Source organism: Pseudomonas sp. S2_B10, assembly GCF_054668425.1.
This window is the reverse complement of sequence record NZ_CP162768.1, coordinates 4,683,982-4,705,031: the sequence shown is the minus strand read 5'-3', so window position 1 is coordinate 4,705,031 and position 21,050 is coordinate 4,683,982. Positions and strand designations below refer to the sequence as shown.

Sequence of the window (21,050 nt, the reverse complement as noted above, 5' to 3'; positions counted from 1 at the left end):
ACAATTGCCAGGTTTTTTGAACGAAGCGCACGACGCGCGGCATTATACATGCCGTGCCTTACTCTCAAGAGCGCAATTTCCTCAGGTTGTGTCCGCGTATGACAGGCGAAATGAACATCCTCCCGCTGCCGCCCACCGTGCCGGCGAGCGCTCGCCCGCAGATGGGTGAACTGCTCAAGCTGCTGACACCGGTCGAAGGCTTGATCGGCGCGGGACAAAGCGCCAAGGCCGAGGTGTTGTCGCTCAAGCAGGCTGATCAGACCTTTGAATTGCTGCTCAAAGTGACCCTCGACAGCGGTCGCCAGACCACCGTGCAGGCCAGCAGCAACCTGCCGTTGCCACAGGGCACCAACCTGGCGATCACTCAGCCATCGGCCGGCAATCTGGCGATCACCGTACAGCAAGCGATCGCCAGCAGCGTCGCCACCCTCACCCGCATCGATACCGCGCAATTGCCCGCCGGCACCTTGCTGCAAGGCAAAGTCGTGACCTCGCAAGCCCTGCCGCAGACGCCGGGGCAAGCGGCGGTATTTCGCTCGATGGTCACCCTGCTCAACACCGCATTGAGCGGCAGCACCTTGACCGTCGACAGCCCGCAGCCGCTGCGCATCGGCACCTTGTTGTCGGCGCAGGTGCAGGACGCGCAAACCCTCAAATTCGTGCCACTGAGCAGCCGTCAGGAGCAACTGGCGGTCAGTCAGCAATTGCTCGGCCAGCAAAGCCGCCAGGGCTCGCTCGATGGCCTGCTGAAGATGTTGCAAAATCTGCCGCCTACCACTGACCAGACCTCGGCCGATCTGCGCGCGGTGGTCGACAAGTTGCTCGCCAGCCTGCCGGACGTGCAGCAGATGAGCACCGCCAAAGGCGTGGCGCTGGCCTTGGCCAACAGCGGCGCGTTCCTCGAAGCGAAATTGCTCGGCGGACAAAACCCGACTCTCGCCCCGGACATGAAAGCCGACCTGCTCAAACTGATCGCGCAACTGACCCCGGGCCTGCCAAGCAACACCAATTTCAATGCAATCATCGCCGCCAATACCCTTGCCCAGGCACTGCCGAGTTTCGTCCGGAACGCCCTCGGCACCCTAGGCCAGGTCAGCGCCAAACCGGTGCCGAGCAGCTTCCCGTTGCCCGAACGACTGCTGGCGAAACTCGAAGGCGAAGGTGATCTCGAACAACTGCTGCGCCTCGCCGCCGCTGCGGTGTCGCGTCTCCAGAGCCACCAGCTGTCGAGCCTGGAACAGACCGGCGTCACCGACGATGGCCGCCTGCTCAGCACTTGGCAGCTGGAAATCCCCATGCGCAACCTGCAAGACATCGTGCCGTTGCAGGTCAAGTTTCAGCGTGAAGAAGCGCCGGAGCGCGAACCGCAGCCGCACGAACGCCGCGATGAGCGCGAAGCCAAACAGCAACTGTGGCGCGTCGATCTGGCCTTCGATCTGGAACCGCTCGGGCCAATGCAGATTCAGGCGCAACTGATCGCCGGCAGCCTGTCCAGTCAGCTGTGGGCCGAGCGGCCGTACACCGCCGACCTGATCGAGAACAACCTGTTCGCCCTGCGCCAGCGCTTGCTCGATTCCGGGCTCAACGTCGGCGACCTCGACTGCCACCACGGCACCCCGCCGCAAGGCAACCAAACCCGCCTCGAACACCGCTGGGTCGACGAAACCGCATGAACGATTCCACCGCCCCACGCCAGGCCATCGCCCTCAAATACGACGGCAACCACGCCCCGACCCTCACCGCCAAGGGCGACGAAGAACTGGCCGAAGAAATCCTGCGTATCGCTCGCGATTACGAAGTGCCGATCTACGAGAACGCCGAACTGGTGCGCCTGCTGGCGCGGATGGAACTGGGCGACAGCATTCCCGAAGAGCTCTATCGCACCATCGCCGAGATCATCGCGTTTGCCTGGAATCTGAAGGGCAAATTCCCCGAAGGACAAGACCCGAACGCGCCGATGGTCGAGAAGGACATCACCGCCCGTGGGGATGATTATTGAAGCCCAAAAGCAAAAGATCGCAGCCTTCGGCAGCTCCTACAGGGAAACGCGAATCCCGATGCAGGAGCTGCCGAAGGCTGCGATCTTTTTGATCCTGCTTTGATCGTTCCCACGCTCCGCGTGGGAATGCCGCCCGTGACGCTCCGCGTCACATTTCACAGGCGGAACGCGGAGCGTCCCAGGATGCGTTCCCACGCAGAGCGTGGGAACGATCTCAATCCTGAAAGCAAAAGATCGCAGCCTTCGGCAGCTCCTACAGGGAAACGTGAATCCCGATGCAGGAGCTGCCGAAGGCTGCGATCTTTTGATCTTGCTTGAAGCTTGGAGCTTGAAACTCCTAGCTGCTCTTATGCAACTTGCGCATCAACTCCGCCTCAGCCTGGGTCAACCCGCACGACTGAGTCAGTTCATCGACGCTGGCGCCCATGCCCACCAGTTTCGCCGCCTGGGCGAATGACAGGCTCGACGGGTCGCGTTGTTCCAGTGCAACGATCTTGTCCGGCAACGGGCTTACCACCGCGCGCAACTCGTGCAAGGCCTCGCCCATGCGCACGTTGCCGTTCTGGTAATCGTCGACGCGTTTGGCCAGTTCCTTGATGCGCTGATCACGCAGCGCATCGCCCTGGGCCTGCTGTGCAGCGATCACTCGCTGCGCCTTGATGTACGAGACGAACATCGCCAGCGTGCCGGCCCAGAACAGGAACAGAACAATTACCGCAACCTCGAGAATCAAATCAGATGCTCTCCAGTTCCGACCATTCTTCTTCGCTCATCATCTTGTCCAGCTCGACCAGAATCAGCAGTTCGTTGTTCTTGTTGCACACGCCCTGAATGAACTTGGCCGATTCTTCGTTACCGACGTTCGGCGCGGTTTCGATTTCCGACTGACGCAGGTAAACCACTTCGGCCACGCTGTCGACCATGATGCCAACGACTTGCTTGTCGGCTTCGATGATGACGATACGGGTGTTGTCGCTGATCTCGCCGCTGTGCAGGCCGAAGCGCTGACGGGTGTCGATCACGGTGACCACGTTACCGCGCAGGTTGATGATGCCCAGCACGTAGCTCGGTGCACCCGGCACCGGCGCGATCTCGGTGTAGCGCAGCACTTCCTGCACGCGCATCACGTTGATGCCGTAGGTTTCGTTATCCAGTTTGAAGGTCACCCATTGCAGGATCGGATCTTCAGAACCTTTTGCATTCGACGCCTGATTACTCATACCCTGACCCCTCGAAAAAACCGCCCCGGGCGGTGTGTGTTCTGTGTGGTGGCATTGGAAAATGCCATCGCCTGATTGTTATGTCGGCTGCTATGTCGGTTTATGTAGCGGCTTGTTGCCACTCAAGTGCTTTGCCCCGCCGCTGGCGATCAACTCGGCCAGTGCGGATACGTCAAGCAATGCACACATGTGCTCGATCACGGTGCCGGCGAGCCATGGCCGCTGACCCCGGTGACTTCTCCATTTGATTTCATTCGGGTCAAGGCGCAACGAGCGGCTGACCTGATGCACCGCCAGCCCCCACTCGTAACCTTGTACCGAAATCACGTATTGCAGGCCCTGCCGGAAGTCATCGCGGTAACGGTCCGGCATGACCCAGCGCGCGGTGTCCAGAACTTTCAGGTTGCCAGCCTGGCTCGGCAGAATGCCGAGGAACCACTCCGGCTGACCAAACAGCGGCGTCAGCTCGTGGCCGGCCAGCGAATAGATCGAGCCGAGGCACACCAGCGGCACCGCCAGGGTCAGCCCGGCAACGTCGAACAGCAAGCATTCGAAAGCATCGGCAGCCCAGGCCGGACGGCCATCGGGCTCGACCGGTGGCGGCGGGTTGTTCGGTGGCAGATGCACTTCGACCAGCGGCGGGACCAGCACCTTCGGCTCCGCAATCTGCGGCGCGGGTTCTGGCTCCGGCGCGGGTTCTGGCTCCGGCTCGGGTTCCGGCACGGTCAATAATTGCGTTTGCAGCAGCGGCGCCAAGGTCGACAGCGGCGCGCGCGGTTCGTCGATCAGCGCAACTGGCGCTTTGGCCACGGGGGCAGCAGCGGGCGCGGCAATTGGAGCGACGGATTTCTGCGCGTCGCGGGCCTGCTCCTCCAGCACCGCTGCCTGGAACTCGTCCATGGCCTCGGTGCTTTCCACCACTTCAGGCTGCGCCTGTTCGACGACTGGCGGCGGCGCTTCGACCGGCGCAGGCAAGTCCTCGGGCAGGTCGAGCAACAGGTCTTCCAGATAGGACTGCAAGGCCTGTTGCGGACGAGAAGTCAGCTTCACCGGCCGGTTCATGCGCGACTCCCTGTAGGAGCTGCCGAAGGCTGCGATCTTTTGATCTTTTCAGGAGCACTGACAGGCCAGATCAAAAGATCGCAGCCTTCGGCAGCTCCTACACGAATAAAGATCATGCTCAGGCCACCTGCGGAACAAGTTGCTGCGCGAGCAGGTGCTTGAGCAGTGCGCGGTAGGCCAGGACGCCACGGCTCTTGCCGTCGAATTGCGAAGGCGTGACACCCGCCCGGCTGGCGTCGCGCAGACGGGTATCGACCGGGATGTAGCCGTGCCAGATGTCGTCGGGGAATTTGTCACGCAGCACGCGCAAGGTGCCCATCGACGCCTGCGTGCGGCGGTCGAACAGGGTCGGCACGATGCTGAACGGCAGCGGTTGTTTGCGCGAACGGTTAATCATCGCCAGGGTGTTGACCATGCGCTCCAGACCTTTCACGGCCAGGTGCTCGGTCTGCACCGGGATCACCAGTTGCTGGCTCGCGGCAAGGGCGTTGACCATCAGCACACCGAGCAACGGCGGGCTGTCGATGATTGCGTAATCGAAGTCCTGCCACAATTGCGCCAGACTCTTGGCGATCACCAGGCCCAGGCCACTTTGCCCCGGTGACTGTCGCTCAAGGGTGGCCAGTGCGGTGCTCGATGGCAGCAGGGAAATGCGTTCGTCGCTGGTCGACAACAGCAACTGCCCCGGCAGGCCTTGCGGCACGCTGCCCTTGTGCAGAAACAGGTCGTAGTTGCTGTGTTCCAGGCTGTCGGGGTCGTAGCCGAAATAGCTGGTCATCGAGCCGTGCGGGTCGAGATCGACCACAACCACGCGCTTGCCCGCCTCGGCCAGCAATCCGGCTAAAGCGATGGAGGATGTGGTTTTACCGACACCACCCTTTTGATTGGCGACTGCCCAGACTCTCATTCAGTTCGTTCCTCCCGGCCAGGTTGATTGGCCGAGACATGCTTCAGCGTGTTAATGCGGGCGACGGAGAATTGACGGCACTCTCGCGTCCCGGCGTCTTGACCGGGGTCGGTGCAGTTTGTGTGCCAGCGCGCTTCAACGCCGCGTCCGGTTGCGCATTGGCGGTTCCGGTGCCCGTCAGGCTGCGGCGCACATCAAGATTGCGCGACACCACCAGCACCACGCGACGGTTCTTCGCCCGGCCTTCGACCGTGGCGTTGTTGGCCACCGGCTGGAATTCGCCGTAGCCCACCGACGCCAGTCGCCCAGGGTTTACGCCCTGCATGGCGAGCATCCGCACGATGCTCGCCGAGCGCGCCGAGGACAGTTCCCAGTTGGTCGGGTACTGCGCGGTGCGGATCGGTTGATCGTCGGTGAAGCCTTCGACGTGGATCGGGTTATCGAACGGTTTGAGGATCGCCGCGACCTTGTCGATGATGTTGAACGCGATGTCGCTCGGCATGGCATCGCCGCTGCCGAACAACAGGCTGGAATTGAGCTCGATCTCGACCCACAACTCGTTGCCGCGCACGGTCATCTGGTTGGAGCTGATCAAATCACCGAAGGCGGCGCTGATGTCATCGGCGATGCTTTTCAGCGGATCGCTGGCCCCGGAAATACCGGCGTCGACCTGTTCGGCATCCTTGACCAGCGGCTTGGCCGGGGTCACGGTTTTCGGTCGTTCGTCGCCGATCGGAATCGGTTTGAGCGAGCGGTCGGAGTCGGTAAACACGCCGATCAGCGCTTCGGAAATGACTTTGTATTTGCCTTCGTTGATCGACGAGATCGAGTACATCACCACGAAAAACGCGAACAGCAAAGTGATGAAATCCGCGTAGGAAACGAGCCAGCGCTCGTGATTGACGTGTTCTTCCTGGTGGCGACGACGAGCCATGAGGTTATTCCCTTAGTCCATGAAGCCTTGCAGCTTCAACTCAATGGAACGAGGGTTTTCACCTTCGGCGATCGACAGAATTCCTTCCAGCAACATTTCGCGATAACGCGACTGCCGCAACGCGATGGACTTGAGCTTGGCCGCGACCGGCAAGAGGATCAGGTTGGCACTGGCCACGCCATAGATGGTCGCGACGAACGCCACGGCAATGCCGTTACCCAACTGCGACGGATCGGCGAGGTTGCCCATCACGTGGATCAGGCCCATCACCGCACCGATGATGCCGATGGTCGGCGCGTAGCCGCCCATGCTCTCAAAGACCTTGGCCGCTTCGATGTCGCGGGATTCCTGGGTGTAGAAATCCACTTCGAGAATGCTGCGAATGGCTTCCGGCTCGGCGCCGTCGACCAGCAATTGCAGACCTTTGCGCGAATAGCTGTCAGGTTCGGCGTCGGCCACGCCTTCGAGGCCGAGCAAGCCTTCCTTGCGCGCCGTCAGGCTCCAATTGACCACGCGGTCGATGCCGCCGGCCAGGTCGACACGCGGCGGAAAGAAGATCCAGCCGAGAATCTGCATGGCGCGCTTGAACGCACTCATCGGCGATTGCAGCAGCGCAGCACCGACCGTGCCGCCCAGCACGATCAGCGCTGCCGGGCCGTTGGCCAGCGCGCCGAGGTGACCGCCTTCAAGGTAGTTGCCGCCGATGATGGCGACGAACGCCATGATGAGGCCGATTAGGCTGAGAACATCCATCAGATACACGCCTCGACGATGTGCTTGCCGATGTCGTCCAGACCGTACACCGCGTCAGCCAGATCGGCTTTGACGATGGCCATCGGCATGCCGTAGATCACGCAGCTTGCCTCATCCTGCGCCCACACCGAACTGCCGCCCTGCTTGAGCAGACGCGCGCCTTCGCGGCCGTCGGCGCCCATGCCGGTCAGCACCACTGCCAGAACTTTGTCGCCGTAAGACTTGGCTGCAGAACCGAAGGTAATGTCCACGCACGGCTTGTAATTCAGACGTTCGTCACCCGGCAAAATCTTCACCGCGCCACGGCCGTCGATCATCATCTGCTTGCCACCCGGCGCCAGCAGCGCCAGGCCCGGACGCAGGATGTCGCCATCCTCGGCTTCCTTGACGCTGATGCGGCAGAGCTTGTCGAGACGCTCGGCAAACGCCTTGGTGAACGCCGCCGGCATGTGCTGGATCAGCACGATCGGCGCCGGGAAGTTCGCCGGCAACTGCGTCAGTACGCGTTGCAGCGCGACCGGGCCACCCGTCGAGGTGCCGATGGCAACCAGTTTGTAGGCTTTGCGTTTCGGTGCCGGCGACGAAGCACTGGCAGCGGATGCACGGGCAGGCGCAGGTGCAGGTGCAGGACGTGCCGGGACAGGGCTGCTGTGGCTCGTGTGGCTGCCGTAGCTCGACGCTGCCGGAGCAGGCGTCGGCGCTGGCGCAGCGGCGGGAGCCGGCGCGCTGTAGGCGCTGAAACGACGATTGCTGCGCGAGATGCTGTGGACTTTCTCGCAAAGCAGTTGCTTGACCTTCTCGGGGTTGCGCGAGATGTCTTCGAAATTCTTCGGCAGGAAATCCACCGCGCCGGCGTCCAGCGCATCGAGGGTTACCCGCGCGCCTTCGTGGGTCAGCGAGGAGAACATCAACACCGGGGTCGGGCAGCGCTGCATGATGTGCCGCACTGCCGTGATGCCGTCCATCATCGGCATCTCGTAGTCCATGGTGATCACGTCAGGCTTGAGGGCCATGGCCTGATCGATCGCCTCTTTACCGTTGGTGGCCGTACCGACCACCTGGATGCTCGGATCCGCCGAAAGAATTTCCGAGACGCGGCGGCGGAAAAAACCCGAATCGTCCACCACCAGGACTTTGACTGCCATAAACACTCCATTAGGTGCAGCGGCGCGTCATCGCGCCGCCGCCCCGGATTCAAATACGCTTTGTGGCGTAACGCTTGAGCATGCTTGGAACATCGAGAATCAGCGCAATGCGGCCGTCACCGGTGATGGTGGCGCCGGACATGCCCGGAGTTCCCTGGAGCATTTTGCCCAATGGCTTGATGACCACTTCTTCCTGGCCGACCAGTTGATCGACGACGAAGCCGATGCGCTGAGTGCCCACCGAAAGAATCACCACATGGCCTTCGCGCTGCTCTTCGTGAGCGGCGGAGCTGACCAGCCAGCGCTTGAGGTAGAACAATGGCAGCGCCTTGTCGCGCACGATCACCACTTCCTGACCGTCGACGACGTTGGTGGTCGACAGGTCGAGGTGGAAGATTTCGTTGACGTTGACCAGCGGGAACGCAAACGCCTGATTGCCCAGCATGACCATCAGCGTCGGCATGATCGCCAGGGTCAGCGGCACCTTGATGACGATCTTCGAGCCTTGGCCCTTGGTCGAGTAGATGTTGATCGAACCGTTGAGCTGGGAAATCTTGGTCTTCACCACGTCCATGCCGACACCACGGCCGGACACGTCGGAGATCTCGGTCTTGGTCGAGAAACCCGGGGCGAAGATCAGGTTGTAGCACTCGGTATCGCTCAAGCGATCGGCCGCGTCCTTGTCCATCACACCGCGTTTTACCGCGATCGAACGCAGGACGTTCGGGTCCATGCCTTTGCCGTCGTCGGAGATCGACAGCAGGATATGGTCGCCTTCCTGCTCGGCCGCCAGCACCACGCGACCGCCACGGGCCTTGCCCGATGCTTCGCGTTCTTCCGGCGACTCGATGCCGTGGTCGACGGCGTTGCGCACCAAGTGGACCAGCGGGTCGGCGAGGGCCTCGACAAGGTTTTTGTCGAGGTCGGTTTCTTCGCCCACCAGTTCCAGGTTGATCTCTTTCTTGAGCTGACGCGCGAGGTCGCGAACCAGGCGCGGGAAGCGCCCGAAGACCTTCTTGATCGGCTGCATCCGCGTTTTCATCACGGCGGTCTGCAGGTCAGCGGTGACCACGTCGAGGTTCGACACGGCCTTGGACATGGCTTCGTCGCCGCTGTTGAGGCCCAGACGCACCAGACGGTTACGCACCAGCACCAGCTCACCGACCATGTTCATGATCTCGTCGAGCCGCGCGGTGTCGACGCGCACGGTGGTTTCCGCTTCGCTGGCCGGCTTTTCTGCCGGGGCAGCGGCTGGCGCACGGGCCGGAGCCGGTGCAGCAGCGGCGGCCGGTTTCGGCGCCTCGGCTTTCGGTTCAGGCTTGGCGGCAGGCTTCGGCGCAGCAGCGGCAGCCGGAGCTTTCGCCGCTGGCGTGGCGACGCTCGACACGGAGCCGGCAGTCGCAGCGCTGGCGTCAAACTTGCCTTTGCCGTGCAATTCGTCGAGCAGCGATTCGAATTCGTGGTCGCTGATCAGGTCACTGCCGGCCGCAGCGGCTGCCGGTGCAGCAGGTGCTGACGGGGCCGAAGCGATGGCCGATTCCAGCGCGTCAACGGCGAAGTTGCCCTTGCCGTGCAACTGATCGAGCAAGGCTTCGAATTCGTCGTCGGTGATGTCCGAGCTGTCGCCCGCAGCAGGCGCGGCCGGAGCAGCCGGCGCTGCTGGTGCCGCCGGAGCGACCGCATCGACAGCAAACTGGCCCTTGCCGTGCAGCTGATCGAGCAGCGATTCAAATTCGGCGTCGGTGATTTCATCGCTCGCCGCCGTGTCGGCAACCGGCGCGGGCGCCACAGCAGCGGCCGGAGCCTCAGCCTGGGCCTTGACGGCATTCAGCGAGTCCAGCAGTTGTTCGAATTCGTTATCGGTGATGTCGTCCGAGGAGTCGCTTTCAACGACCAGTTCTTCGATCATCTCGGCAACCGGCGAAGCCGGGGCTTCATCCGCCGATTGCGGTTCGGCCAGGCGCGCCAGCGCGGCCAGCAGTTCCGGCGTGGCAGCGGTGATCGGTGCACGCTCACGGACTTCGCTGAACATGCTGTTCACCGCGTCCAGTGCTTCGAGCACCACGTCCATCAGTTCTGCATCAACGCGACGCTCACCCTTGCGCAGGATGTCGAAGACGTTTTCGGCGATGTGACAGCACTCCACCAGCTCATTGAGCTGAAGGAAGCCGGCGCCCCCTTTTACAGTGTGGAAACCGCGAAAAATTGCATTGAGCAGATCTGCATCATCCGGACGGCTTTCCAGCTCGACCAGTTGTTCGGACAGTTGCTCAAGAATCTCGCCGGCCTCAACCAGGAAATCCTGAAGGATCTCTTCATCGGCGCCGAAGCTCATTAATGGGGTGCTCCTACAGGTCTAAAAACCCAAAAAACCCGAATTCCGAAACTCTAGAATCCAAGGCTGGATAACAAATCGTCCACATCGTCCTGACCGGACACAACGTCTTCTCGTTTATCGGCATGAATCTGCGGACCTTCACCCTGCGAGAGATGTTTTTGTGGATCTTTTTCAGCAAGCATTGCGGCGCGGTCATGTTCGATGCCCGCAAAGCGGTCGACCTGACTGGCCATGAGCACGAGTTTGAGCAGATTGCTTTCGACTTCGGTGACCAGTTGGGTCACACGCTTGATCACTTGACCTGTGAGGTCCTGGTAATCCTGAGCCAGCAGGATGTCGTTGAGGTTGCTCGACACCGCACGGTTGTCCGTGCTGCTGCGTGACAGAAAACCGTCGACCCGGCGCGCCAGTTCGCGGAACTCTTCAGCCCCGACCTCGCGACGCATGAAGCGGCCCCAATCGGCGCTCAACGTCTGCGCTTCATCAGCGAGACTGTTGACCACCGGCGTGGCGCTTTCCACCAGATCCATGGTGCGGTTGGCCGCGGCTTCCGTCAGCTTGACCACATAGCCCAGGCGTTCGGTGGCGTCGGTGATTTGCGACACTTCCTCGGCCTGCGGCATGTGCGGATCGATCTGGAAATTGACGATCGCACTGTGCAGTTCACGTGTGAGCTTGCCCACTTCCTGATACAGGCCGCGGTCACGGGTCTGATTGAGCTCATGGATCAGTTGCACCGCGTCGCCGAACTTGCCTTTTTCAAGGCTCTCGACCAGTTCGACCGCGTGTTTTTTCAAGGTCGATTCGAAATCGCCCTGTGATGATTCGTTATGCTCCATAGCTCCCCCGCGCATTCATCAGCCGATGCGTTCGAAAATCTTCTCGATTTTGTCTTTCAACGCTTGAGCCGTGAAAGGTTTGACTACGTAACCGTTCACACCGGCCTGAGCGGCCTCGATGATCTGCTCGCGCTTGGCTTCAGCAGTCACCATCAACACCGGGAGGTGCTTGAGTTTTTCATCGGCGCGCACGTGACGCAGCAGGTCGATACCGGTCATGCCCGGCATGTTCCAGTCCGTTACCAGAAAGTCGATGCTGCCGCTGTTGAGCACCGGAATGGCAGTGGTGCCATCGTCGGCCTCGACGGTGTTGGTGAACCCAAGATCGCGCAGCAGGTTCTTGATGATCCGCCGCATCGTTGAGAAGTCATCAACGATGAGGATTTTCATGTCTTTGTTCAATTCGACCTCCAAGCAGTCTTAAACGCGCCCAGCACCTGGACGCGCCACTTCAATCAATCGGCGCAGCACTTAAAGTTTGTCTGGAGCACAACGGATCGAGACCGGCGCCGTTCATCACCGCACCAGCCTCGTTTCGCAGTGTCCCCACACTGCCTTCAGCGCGCTCGCCACTCCCCCAAACGCCCCCGCAGACGGGCCGCGCACTGGCTGTGTAACTGGCTGACCCGCGATTCACTGACGCCAAGGACTTCACCGATCTCCTTGAGGTTCAGCTCTTCGTCGTAGTACAGCGCCAACACCAGTCGCTCACGCTCCGGCAAATTGGCAATCGCGTCCGCCAGCGCCGCCTGGAAGCGTTCATCTTCCAGATCGCGTGACGGCTCCATATGAGCACTGGCGCCATCCTCGTGCAGCCCTTCGTGTTCGCCGTCCTGCAACAGGTCGTCGAAACTGAACAGGCGACTGCCCAAGGTGTCATTCAGAATCCCGTAGTAATCGTCGAGACTCAATTGGAGTTCGGCCGCAACCTCGTGATCTTTAGCGTCACGGCCGGTTTTAGCTTCAATCGAGCGAATCGCGTCGCTGACCATCCTGGTATTACGGTGAACCGAGCGTGGTGCCCAATCCCCTTTGCGCACTTCATCGAGCATCGCGCCGCGGATTCGAATGCCCGCGTACGTTTCGAAACTGGCGCCTTTGCTGGCGTCGTATTTAGTCGAGACTTCCAGCAAACCGATCATCCCGGCCTGGATCAGGTCTTCGACCTGCACGCTGGCCGGCAGGCGCGCCAGCAAGTGATAGGCAATGCGCTTGACCAGTGGCGCGTAACGCTCGATCAATTCGTATTGCGCGTCACGCGCCGACTTTTTGTAAAGATTCATGCCACTGGCGGTCATATCACAGGCCCTGCGGTTTGCTGCACGAGACGCTCGACGAAAAATTCCAGATGCCCGCGCGGGTTGGCCGGCAGCGGCCAGGTGTCGACCTTCTGGGCGATGGCCTTGAAGGCCAGCGCGCACTTGGAACGGGGAAAGGCTTCGTAGACGGCGCGCTGCTTCTGCACTGCCTTGCGCACGCTTTCGTCGTACGGCACGGCGCCGACGTATTGTAGGGCGACGTCGAGGAAGCGATCCGTGACCTTGGTCAACTTGGCGAACAGGTTGCGCCCTTCCTGCGGGCTCTGCGCCATGTTGGCCAGCACGCGGAAGCGGTTCATGCCGTAATCGCGGTTGAGCAACTTGATCAGCGCGTAAGCATCGGTGATCGAAGTCGGCTCGTCGCAGACCACCAGCAACACTTCCTGGGCGGCACGAACGAAACTGACTACCGAGTCACCAATACCCGCAGCGGTGTCGATCACCAGCACGTCGAGATTGTCGCCGATGTCGCTGAACGCCTGGATCAGGCCGGCGTGCTGCGCCGGGCTCAGGTGCACCATGCTCTGCGTGCCGGAGGCCGCCGGCACGATGCGAATCCCGCCCGGGCCTTGCAACAGCACGTCGCGCAGTTCGCAACGGCCTTCGATGACGTCGGCCAGTGTGCGCTTGGGTGTCAGCCCCAGCAGAACGTCGACGTTCGCCAGGCCCAGGTCGGCGTCCAGCAGCATGACCCGACGGCCAAGCTCTGCCAGCGCCAGCGACAAGTTCACTGACACGTTAGTCTTGCCGACGCCACCTTTGCCGCCGGTCACCGCGATCACCTGTACGGGATGCATGCTGCCCATGTTATTTCTTTACCTTGTCTTGCATAGACGGAGGCCACATTACTGGCTGCGCGTTCCTGATCGGAACAATGCGTGGCAGACCATCGATGTAGGTACAAAAACTGTTCATGATTACCTCAGCCAACCTGCTTGGTCGGGCTGTGATAGATATCAGCGAACATGTCAGCCATGGCTTCTTCGCTGGGTTCTTCCTGCATTTGCACGCTGACGGAGCGGGTGACCAGTTGATGACGGCGCGGCAGATGCAAATCATCCGGAATCCGTGGGCCATCGGTCAGATACGCGACCGGCAATTCATGACTGATCGCCAGGCTCAACACTTCGCCGAGACTGGCCGTTTCATCCAGTTTAGTCAGGATGCAGCCGGCCAGCCCGCAACGCTTGTAACTGTGGTAAGCGGCGGTTAGAACCTGTTTCTGGCTGGTGGTTGCCAGGACCAGATAATTTTTTGAGCGAATGCCACGCCCGGCCAGGCTCTCAAGCTGCATGCGCAACGCCGGATCACTGGCTTGCAGGCCGGCAGTATCGATCAAAACCACGCGTTTGCGTAGCAGTGGATCCAATGCCTGCACCAGCGACTGACCTGGATCGACGTGCGTTACCGGCACGTTGAGGATGCGTCCGAGGGTTTTCAGTTGTTCCTGCGCGCCGATGCGGAAGCTGTCCATGCTCACCAGTGCGACGTTCTGCGCGCCGTACTTGAGCACGTAACGCGCGGCGAGCTTGGCCAGCGTGGTGGTCTTGCCCATGCCGGCGGGGCCGACCATGGCAATCACACCGCCCTCTTCCAGCGGCTCGACTTCCGGTACGGCAATCATCCGCGCCAGGTGCGCCAGCAGCATGCGCCAGGCCTGACGGGGTTCTTCGATATCGGTGATCATCGCCAGCAGATCGCGCGACAGCGGGCCGGACAGGCCGATGCGCTGCAGACGGCGATACAGATTGGCCTGGGCCGGACGGCTGCCTTGCAGCTGATTCCAGGCCAGGGTGCCGAGCTGAACTTCCATCAGCTCGCGCAGGCTGTTCAATTCAAAACGCATCGAATCCAGCGCACGCGGATCGACACCCGCCGAGGCCTGCGCAGGCGCTGCGGCCGGGCGCGTCGGTGCGGCGTAGGTCGGCTCGCTCAGCGGTTCGGCAGCAGTCAGCGGCAGGCCTGCGGTCAATGGCAGCCCGGCAAACAACTGCTGATTGGTGTTGCCGTCGGCTTCGCCACGCAGGCTCAGCTCGGCCTGGGCGGTGACGATACGCGACTGGGTCTTGCGCAGCTCGTCTTCGAGTTCCATGTTCGGAACCCGTGGCGCCAGCGCCGACAGTTTGTAATCCAGAGCCGCCGTCAACTCGACGCCGCCGGCAATGCGGCGGTTGCCGATGATGGCGGCATCAGCGCCCAGCTCATCGCGAACCAGCTTCATGGCCTGACGCATATCGGCGGCGAAAAAACGCTTAACTTGCATAAACCACTACCTCAGCCGTTGGGCCCTACTGTCGCAACGATGGTCACTTGCTTGTTGTCCGGTACTTCCTGGTAGGCCAGCACATGCAGGCCTGGCACTGCGAGGCGGCCGAAGCGCGAGAGCATCGCGCGAATCGGGCCTGCTACCAGCAGGATCACCGGTTGGCCTTGCATTTCCTGACGCTGGGCCGCTTCGATCAACGAACGCTGCAGCTTCTCGGCCATGCTCGGCTCCAGCAGAACGCCCTCTTCCGAGCCTTGTCCTGCCTTCTGCAGACTATTGAGCAATATCTGTTCCAACCTTGGTTCCAATGTGATTACAGGCAGCTCGGACTCAGTGCCTACAATGCTTTGGACGATTGCACGGGATACGCCGACCCGCACAGCGGCGACCAGCGCGGCGGTATCTTGACTCTTGGCAGCGTTGTTCGCGATCGCCTCGGCAATGCTGCGAATGTCGCGCACCGGCACGTGCTCGGCGAGCAGCGCTTGCAGAACCTTGAGCAACTGCGACAGCGAAACCACGCCCGGCACCAGCTCTTCCGCCAGTTTCGGCGAGCTCTTGGCCAGCAATTGCATGAGTTGCTGCACTTCCTCGTGGCCGATCAGCTCACTGGAGTGCTTGTACAGAATCTGGTTCAAGTGGGTGGCAACCACGGTGCTGGCGTCGACCACGGTGTAGCCGAGCGATTGCGCCTGGGCGCGCTGGCTGATTTCGATCCACACCGCCTCCAGGCCAAAAGCCGGATCTTTGGCGTTGATCCCGTTGAGCGAGCCGTACACCTGGCCCGGGTTGATCGCCAGTTCGCGATCCGGATAGATCTCGGCTTCGGCGAGGATCACACCCATCAGGGTCAGGCGATAGGCGCTTGGCGCCAGATCGAGGTTGTCGCGGATGTGCACGGTCGGCATGAGGAAGCCCAGATCCTGCGAGAGCTTCTTGCGCACGCCCTTGATCCGCGCGAGCAATTGCCCACCCTGATTGCGGTCCACCAGCGGAATCAGGCGATAGCCGACTTCCAGGCCAATCATGTCAATCGGCGTCACGTCGTCCCAGCCCAGCTCCTTGGTTTCCATGGCGCGGGCCGGCGACGGCAGCAGTTCCTGCTGACGCTTGACCTCTTCCAGCGCCACGACCTTGGCGACGTTCTGCTTCTTCCAGAACAGGTACGCGCCGCCCGCAGCCAGCGCCGCCATGCTCAGGAAGGAGAAGTGCGGCATGCCCGGCACCAGGCCCATCACCGCCATCAAACCTGCGGCCACGGCCAGCGCTTTCGGCGAGGCGAACATCTGGCGGTTGATCTGCTTGCCCATGTCTTCCGAGCCGGACGCACGGGTCACCATGATCGCCGCTGCTGTAGATAACAACAGTGATGGCAATTGCGCCACTAAACCGTCACCGATGGTCAGCAAGGCGTAAACCTTGCCCGCATCGCCGAAGCTCATGCCGTGCTGGAAGATACCAACCGCCATGCCGCCAATGAGGTTGATGAACAGAATCAGCAGGCCGGCGATGGCGTCACCACGGACAAACTTGCTGGCACCGTCCATCGAACCGTAGAACTCAGCCTCCTGGGCGACTTCCTGACGGCGCGACTTGGCTTGATTCTGGTCGATCAGGCCGGCGTTGAGGTCGGCGTCAATCGCCATTTGTTTGCCGGGCATCGCATCGAGGGTGAAACGCGCGCTCACCTCGGAAATCCGCCCGGCACCCTTGGTCACCACGACGAAGTTGATGATCATCAGAATCGCGAAGACCACGATACCGACCACGTAGTTACCGCCGATCACCACCTCACCGAAGGCCTGAATCACCTTACCAGCAGCGGCGTGGCCGTCCTGACCGTGGAGCATTACCACCCGCGTCGAGGCTACGTTCAGCGCCAGTCGCAGCAACGTCGCCACCAGCAGGATGGTCGGGAACACGGCGAAGTCCAGCGGCCGCAGCGCATACACGCAGACCAGCAGGACGACGATGGACAGGGCAATGTTGAAGGTAAAGAAGACGTCGAGCAGGAACGGCGGTACCGGCAACATCATCATCGCCAGCATGACCAGCAGCAACAACGGCACGCCCAGATTGCCTCGACTGAGGTCGGCAACGTTGGTGCGTGCTGTATTGAATAACTGAGTGCGATCCACCGGTTTTCCCCGTTCCTTTAAAGCAAACTTTTGACGCCCCGAACGGGCGCAGGGCGGCTACTGCAAGAAGCTTTCCAACTTTTGCCGGGGAATGAAATAGAGCGGTTTTACTTGGGATTTATCGGCTGATTGGGCTGGCCCCTTCGCGAGCAGGCTCGCTCCCACAGTTTGACATGCATTCCCAATCGGACATTTGGAATACGGCCCCTGTGGGAGCGAGCCTGCTCGCGAAGAGGCCTTCGAATGCGGCGCATTTTTTTCGATTTAAACGAAGCTGTTTACAAGACACCTGCAGACACGGTCTCAAGGCTACAAATCCTTGCGCCATTGCCTACAGCCAAGCCAGAATCCGCCGGCTTGTGCACCTGGGGGTCGGATTCTATTGTGGTCCGGTCGCTGACGAATCAGCGATCGGGTTTAGCGACCCGGATCTTGAATAGGTGCATCAGCGTTCCATGCTTTGTCGCGGGTTCAGTATCTGCGACTGCGCCATGGTGGCTGTATGTGGGAGACCTTCGGGTCTGCCGGGTGCCTATAACCGGTTCGCTAACCTGCGTACAGCCGCCACCTTACTGTTTAGCGACAGTGCCTGACGGCTCCACTTATATAAGAGCTTCACCATGATCAAACCAACACCCAACCCGCCCGAATCCGACCCCACCTCCCCCTACGAATCCCTCGATTCAAAAAAACTCCACCAAGCCGCCGATCGCGCCCTCGACCACTACCTCTGCCCACCCGGCTCGACCCCACCACCCTTCAGCCCCCGCGCCATGTACGCCGTCACCGCCGACACCAAAAACGAAGACCTCCTGGCCAACGCCTGCGAAACCCTCGCCTCGGCCAAAACCATCGCCCAGGAATTCGCCGGGCTGGTCAAACCATCGCAGCGCCGAACGCTGATGGGGATTGCGCAACTGATCATGCTCGGGGAACTGGCGGTAAATCGGGTGCTGGATAATCTGGAGTTGCCTGGATGATGCGGTTCGGCTGAGTGATTCGAGTGAGAGAGCCGGCCTTTTGGCGAGCAAGCTCGCTCCCACATTTTGATCTTCTTGGATGCAAATCTTGCAGCGGCTGAAGATCCTGTCGAGTGCAGCTTGCGCGAGCTAGGCCTCTCGGCGGCGCAGGAGCGCCCACCCCTTCAGCGATACCATTGGTCGGATAACCGTCCCCACCTGTCAGATCTGACAGGTGACGGGCGCCTCGTTCTGCGTTGTGATGAACCTTGCCTGCCATTGTTCATCACCAGTGTTCGAGGAGAACAGAATGAGCGTTCAAGTCTATTCAACCGAAGCCAACGCTGCCCTGGCCTTGTATCCCGTGTACCCCCCGCAATGGATAACACCGGTGCTGCCTCCAGGTACTGCCGATGGTGGCCTTCCTCTCTCGGCATTCACTCCATCTGGGGTAGAACTTGTCATCGACCCCATAACCGGCTTGCGGAACTGGGTCATGGCGGCTTATGACGTCGTGACTATTTTTGTCAACGGAGTCAACACCGGCATCAGCAAAACCATCTATCCCGGTGAGGAGCAGGAACGCATTCTTTTGCGCGTGCCGGCGAGCTGGTTCACAAACGGTGTCAACGATGTCCACTACAGAGTGACCCGAGCCAGCGGTAACGACGCTGACTCACCCACACTCAAGCTGCTCTACAACAACCCGGCGCCTACCGTCACCGTCAGCCATCCACCCAGCGTCGCACCGGGGCAGACGGCAGTCATCACGATCACCGTCGGTTACTCACGGCCTCAAGACACGGTCACGCTCACCATAGGCACCTGGAGCATCACATTTGCCAACCCCACAAGCCCGATCAACCACACCCTGACGGCTGCAGAATTGCAGTTGATAGGCGACGGCACCCATTCGGTCTTCGCCAGGGTGCGCGATCAATTGACCAACAACAATGAGTCGGCGACGACCCCGATCACTATCACCGCCAATCAGAAGGTGTACAACTCGCCGATAATCGCTGAGGCCGTGGACGGCATGCTCGACGTGGCCGCACTGAGGGGCCAGGACGCCACGCTACGAGCACGCAACTGGACGGGAATCCAGGTCGGTCAGCAGGTGTGGTTGAAGCTTACCGGCCAGAAACCCGACGGCTCGGCGCACGTCCTGCAATTCTGGAATGGTGACACCCACAAGGTGAATGCGACCTGGGTCAGTCAGGGGTTCTGGGATAAACCGCTGCTCATAGCTTTTCTGAAAGAATTGAAAGAAGGATCGCTGTTGAAACTGGAATTCTGGGTATCGGAGGACAAGAGCAATGACTTCGCTAGCGCCACGCGGTTTCCGGATCAGGTGTATACCGTCATTGGCCTGCAACTTGACCTGCCACCCCCGACCTTGAACCCGCCCACAGTGCCGATTGACGTTTTGGCTAATCCGGATGGAGTGAAGCTTCAGATAACAGGCTTCGCAGCAGAGAAAGACGATAAAGCTCAATTCGTCCAGGTGAACGCGCCGGCCGGTGCGCCGCCGTTTCCGGTGGTGGATTTTGTTGGTGGGATTGCAGAGATTTCATTGAGCGCTGCGTTTCTGGCGGCTTGGCATGGCAAGGCGATTGAGTTGCGGTGGGATTTGATTCGTACCGGAGTTCCGGCTGGAGAATCACCAACAGTCAGGTTTGATGTCATGACAATCGCTGATGGAGACCCGCGTTTGCCGACACCCGTAATTCTCCAAGCAATTGGGCCGGACGAAGGAAAAGTACTTGATTTATCGACTTTTGATGGCGATGCGACTGTGACAGTCGATACCTGGACAGCCATGGCAAAGGGACAAAAGTTCTGGCTGCTTTGCGTAGGAAAAAAAGATGATGGATCGGACTACGAAATTTCGTTGGCTAATGGAATTGAAATTGAAATGCCAGGTAAATTGAGCAGAACGCTTTTGCGTTCGGAACTAGACCGCCTTGTTGATGGATCTCTTCGCGTGGACATTAGTGTTGGATTCAGCACCAACGGGGACAAAAACGACGCTACTCTGTTCCCTAGTCTAAATGTAGGCCTCAAGGTACGTGCAAAACTCATCATAGATGATTCACCTTTAGAGTTGTCAGGCAGGACAGTGTCAATCGTGAATACCAGTGGTCAGTACATCGATAGATGGCGCCTTACGGGTGTTCATCCGTCTGGAGCCTCAGCAAATCGTCAAGCGTCAGGAGGAGTGGGTCAAATTACTTATCAATCGGATAATCCAAAAATCGCAAACGTCAATGACGTCGGGTTAATCTGGAGTGAAGGTAATGGCAGCACCACCATCAATGTAAGAGATAGCTCAGGCCAACATGCCTCAATTTCTGTTTCTGTAAGCAACGTCGAACAATGCATTGTCTCACCATCACTTATAGCTGATTCAAAGATTGATCAGTGGGTCAATGCGAATGGCCGTGCTGTAAAAACGTCAGACCTGGTTTTGTTCCGAACTAAATTTTTTGTGACTCAGCCCGCTGCCTATGGAATTCGCTCAGACGTTAGTTTGTATTGGGGGTTGTACAACGAAGGACACGGGTGGAGAGAGCATGCTTATCATTCTAGCCCTGGACACACTGTCTTGTGTTTGCGGTAGTGAGTCGACGCTTCGCCTCATCAGAATTGAGAGAAAAGGGGACAGGAGTAAAGGGAACGGATTTATTTAACCAGTGATCTAGAACAGCGGGGCTTGAACTTGGTTGTTTTCCTGACCGGGATGACCCCTTAGCGAGCAGGCTCACTTTCGACGGTTGATCGCATTACAAGTGGAATCAAGTTTGCTCGCGAAGGCTACTGACAGGCAATAATCGCCCAAAAAAACCGCCGTTGCGCATCATCGGGACGGCGGTTTTCTTTTCAGGTGTTTGGCGATGAGGGCAAACTGCCGGTCAATACCGAAGGATTTTCACTTTCCCATTTTTGGTCCTGGGCAATTCGAACTCGACTTCGCCGCCCACTTTGATCTTCGCCTGCAAGGCCTCAGCCAATGGAATGCTGAACCGGTACTCTTTGGCCGTCAGAAAAAAACCCGTGGCTTCGGCAAAGGACAGGCATCGTCCCGAGGGCTTCGGCGTGATGGTGCCTTTGCCGGTTTTTTCATCGTAGCTGCTGAAAATACCTTTCATCGTCGTGCTCCCTTGCACTCGC

At 60.0% G+C, this 21,050-nt stretch carries 19 protein-coding genes; 4 read left to right on the top strand and 15 right to left on the bottom strand.

The features are described from left to right. Nucleotides 1–98: 98 nt before the first annotated feature. Entirely contained in the window at nt 99–1,673 is a 1,575-nt protein-coding gene (gene fliK / locus AB4O45_RS21025) for a flagellar hook-length control protein FliK (protein WP_122505941.1), read from the top strand. Next, nucleotides 1,670–1,999, top strand: coding sequence for an EscU/YscU/HrcU family type III secretion system export apparatus switch protein (locus AB4O45_RS21020; RefSeq protein ID WP_041479625.1), 330 nt, complete (start codon nt 1,670–1,672; stop codon nt 1,997–1,999). The genes fliK and AB4O45_RS21020 overlap by 4 nt, the downstream gene beginning before the upstream one ends. A 337-nt stretch (nt 2,000–2,336) precedes the next feature. Here the strand turns inward: AB4O45_RS21020 and AB4O45_RS21015 are convergent, their stop codons facing one another. From AB4O45_RS21015 to flhA, 14 genes are all read right to left on the bottom strand, one after another. Further along, on the bottom strand, nt 2,337–2,732 hold the full coding sequence (locus AB4O45_RS21015; protein WP_042607551.1) for a DUF2802 domain-containing protein: 396 nt from the start codon (nt 2,730–2,732) through the stop codon (nt 2,337–2,339). Nucleotide 2,733: 1 nt separating this feature from the next. Next, nucleotides 2,734–3,219: a chemotaxis protein CheW gene (locus AB4O45_RS21010; RefSeq protein WP_095180727.1), complete on the bottom strand. Its 486-nt coding sequence runs from the start codon at nt 3,217–3,219 to the stop codon at nt 2,734–2,736. A gap of 90 nt (nt 3,220–3,309) precedes the next feature. Next, the gene (locus AB4O45_RS21005) at nt 3,310–4,281 is read right to left on the bottom strand and encodes a CheW domain-containing protein (RefSeq protein ID WP_460160497.1); all 972 of its coding nucleotides are present in this window, start codon (nt 4,279–4,281) and stop codon (nt 3,310–3,312) included. A 118-nt stretch (nt 4,282–4,399) separates the two neighbouring features. Continuing rightward, nucleotides 4,400–5,188, bottom strand: a complete 789-nt coding sequence (locus AB4O45_RS21000) for a ParA family protein (protein WP_024012121.1) — start codon at nt 5,186–5,188, stop codon at nt 4,400–4,402. A 43-nt stretch (nt 5,189–5,231) separates the two neighbouring features. Beyond that, complete coding sequence (motD, locus tag AB4O45_RS20995) at nt 5,232–6,122, bottom strand: flagellar motor protein MotD (protein ID WP_016771054.1); 891 nt, start codon at nt 6,120–6,122, stop codon at nt 5,232–5,234. A gap of 12 nt (nt 6,123–6,134) precedes the next feature. Further along, nucleotides 6,135–6,875, bottom strand: a complete 741-nt coding sequence (locus AB4O45_RS20990; protein WP_016771055.1) for a flagellar motor protein — start codon at nt 6,873–6,875, stop codon at nt 6,135–6,137. Then, the gene (locus tag AB4O45_RS20985) at nt 6,875–8,020 is read right to left on the bottom strand and encodes a protein-glutamate methylesterase/protein-glutamine glutaminase (RefSeq protein ID WP_056783833.1); all 1,146 of its coding nucleotides are present in this window, start codon (nt 8,018–8,020) and stop codon (nt 6,875–6,877) included. The genes AB4O45_RS20990 and AB4O45_RS20985 overlap by 1 nt, the downstream gene beginning before the upstream one ends. A gap of 49 nt (nt 8,021–8,069) precedes the next feature. Continuing rightward, nucleotides 8,070–10,355, bottom strand: coding sequence for a chemotaxis protein CheA (locus AB4O45_RS20980; RefSeq protein ID WP_236169671.1), 2,286 nt, complete (start codon nt 10,353–10,355; stop codon nt 8,070–8,072). Between the two features lie 53 nt (nt 10,356–10,408). Continuing rightward, on the bottom strand, nt 10,409–11,197 hold the full coding sequence (locus tag AB4O45_RS20975) for a protein phosphatase CheZ (protein ID WP_016771058.1): 789 nt from the start codon (nt 11,195–11,197) through the stop codon (nt 10,409–10,411). A gap of 18 nt (nt 11,198–11,215) precedes the next feature. Beyond that, nucleotides 11,216–11,587 (bottom strand): chemotaxis response regulator CheY, encoded by a 372-nt coding sequence (locus tag AB4O45_RS20970; RefSeq protein WP_024012118.1) that lies wholly within the window; start codon nt 11,585–11,587, stop codon nt 11,216–11,218. 167 nt (nt 11,588–11,754) lie between these two features. Further along, nucleotides 11,755–12,495 carry an RNA polymerase sigma factor FliA gene (gene fliA, locus AB4O45_RS20965; RefSeq protein WP_016771059.1) on the bottom strand — a complete coding sequence of 247 codons (741 nt, stop codon included), beginning with the start codon at nt 12,493–12,495 and terminating at the stop codon, nt 11,755–11,757. After that, nucleotides 12,492–13,322 carry a flagellar synthesis regulator FleN gene (gene fleN / locus AB4O45_RS20960; RefSeq protein WP_016771060.1) on the bottom strand — a complete coding sequence of 277 codons (831 nt, stop codon included), beginning with the start codon at nt 13,320–13,322 and terminating at the stop codon, nt 12,492–12,494. Before fleN ends, fliA begins: the two co-directional genes overlap by 4 nt. A 116-nt stretch (nt 13,323–13,438) precedes the next feature. Beyond that, nucleotides 13,439–14,779: a flagellar biosynthesis protein FlhF gene (gene flhF, locus AB4O45_RS20955; RefSeq protein WP_460160496.1), complete on the bottom strand. Its 1,341-nt coding sequence runs from the start codon at nt 14,777–14,779 to the stop codon at nt 13,439–13,441. Between the two features lie 11 nt (nt 14,780–14,790). After that, nucleotides 14,791–16,920, bottom strand: coding sequence for a flagellar biosynthesis protein FlhA (gene flhA / locus AB4O45_RS20950; protein WP_016771062.1), 2,130 nt, complete (start codon nt 16,918–16,920; stop codon nt 14,791–14,793). Nucleotides 16,921–17,540: 620 nt separating this feature from the next. Here flhA and AB4O45_RS20945 point away from each other — a divergent pair. Beyond that, nucleotides 17,541–17,900, top strand: coding sequence for a DUF6124 family protein (locus AB4O45_RS20945; RefSeq protein ID WP_073476221.1), 360 nt, complete (start codon nt 17,541–17,543; stop codon nt 17,898–17,900). A gap of 289 nt (nt 17,901–18,189) precedes the next feature. Continuing rightward, complete coding sequence (locus AB4O45_RS20940) at nt 18,190–20,499, top strand: Ig-like domain-containing protein (protein WP_460160495.1); 2,310 nt, start codon at nt 18,190–18,192, stop codon at nt 20,497–20,499. 292 nt (nt 20,500–20,791) lie between these two features. Here the strand turns inward: AB4O45_RS20940 and AB4O45_RS20935 are convergent, their stop codons facing one another. Continuing rightward, the gene (locus tag AB4O45_RS20935) at nt 20,792–21,028 is read right to left on the bottom strand and encodes a hypothetical protein (RefSeq protein ID WP_056783821.1); all 237 of its coding nucleotides are present in this window, start codon (nt 21,026–21,028) and stop codon (nt 20,792–20,794) included. Nucleotides 21,029–21,050: the final 22 nt, after the last annotated feature.

Coding starts and splice junctions, on each gene's coding strand:
- fliK (WP_122505941.1), top strand. CDS start 99: ATGACAGGCGAAATGAACATCCTCCCGCTGCCGCCCACCGTGCCGGCG.
- AB4O45_RS21020 (WP_041479625.1), top strand. CDS start 1,670: ATGAACGATTCCACCGCCCCACGCCAGGCCATCGCCCTCAAATACGAC.
- AB4O45_RS21010 (WP_095180727.1), bottom strand. CDS start 3,219: ATGAGTAATCAGGCGTCGAATGCAAAAGGTTCTGAAGATCCGATCCTG.
- AB4O45_RS21005 (WP_460160497.1), bottom strand. CDS start 4,281: ATGAACCGGCCGGTGAAGCTGACTTCTCGTCCGCAACAGGCCTTGCAG.
- AB4O45_RS21000 (WP_024012121.1), bottom strand. CDS start 5,188: ATGAGAGTCTGGGCAGTCGCCAATCAAAAGGGTGGTGTCGGTAAAACC.
- motD (WP_016771054.1), bottom strand. CDS start 6,122: ATGGCTCGTCGTCGCCACCAGGAAGAACACGTCAATCACGAGCGCTGG.
- AB4O45_RS20990 (WP_016771055.1), bottom strand. CDS start 6,875: ATGGATGTTCTCAGCCTAATCGGCCTCATCATGGCGTTCGTCGCCATC.
- AB4O45_RS20985 (WP_056783833.1), bottom strand. CDS start 8,020: ATGGCAGTCAAAGTCCTGGTGGTGGACGATTCGGGTTTTTTCCGCCGC.
- AB4O45_RS20980 (WP_236169671.1), bottom strand. CDS start 10,355: ATGAGCTTCGGCGCCGATGAAGAGATCCTTCAGGATTTCCTGGTTGAG.
- AB4O45_RS20975 (WP_016771058.1), bottom strand. CDS start 11,197: ATGGAGCATAACGAATCATCACAGGGCGATTTCGAATCGACCTTGAAA.
- AB4O45_RS20970 (WP_024012118.1), bottom strand. CDS start 11,587: ATGAAAATCCTCATCGTTGATGACTTCTCAACGATGCGGCGGATCATC.
- fliA (WP_016771059.1), bottom strand. CDS start 12,495: ATGACCGCCAGTGGCATGAATCTTTACAAAAAGTCGGCGCGTGACGCG.
- fleN (WP_016771060.1), bottom strand. CDS start 13,322: ATGGGCAGCATGCATCCCGTACAGGTGATCGCGGTGACCGGCGGCAAA.
- flhF (WP_460160496.1), bottom strand. CDS start 14,779: ATGCAAGTTAAGCGTTTTTTCGCCGCCGATATGCGTCAGGCCATGAAG.
- AB4O45_RS20945 (WP_073476221.1), top strand. CDS start 17,541: ATGATCAAACCAACACCCAACCCGCCCGAATCCGACCCCACCTCCCCC.
- AB4O45_RS20940 (WP_460160495.1), top strand. CDS start 18,190: ATGAGCGTTCAAGTCTATTCAACCGAAGCCAACGCTGCCCTGGCCTTG.
- AB4O45_RS20935 (WP_056783821.1), bottom strand. CDS start 21,028: ATGAAAGGTATTTTCAGCAGCTACGATGAAAAAACCGGCAAAGGCACC.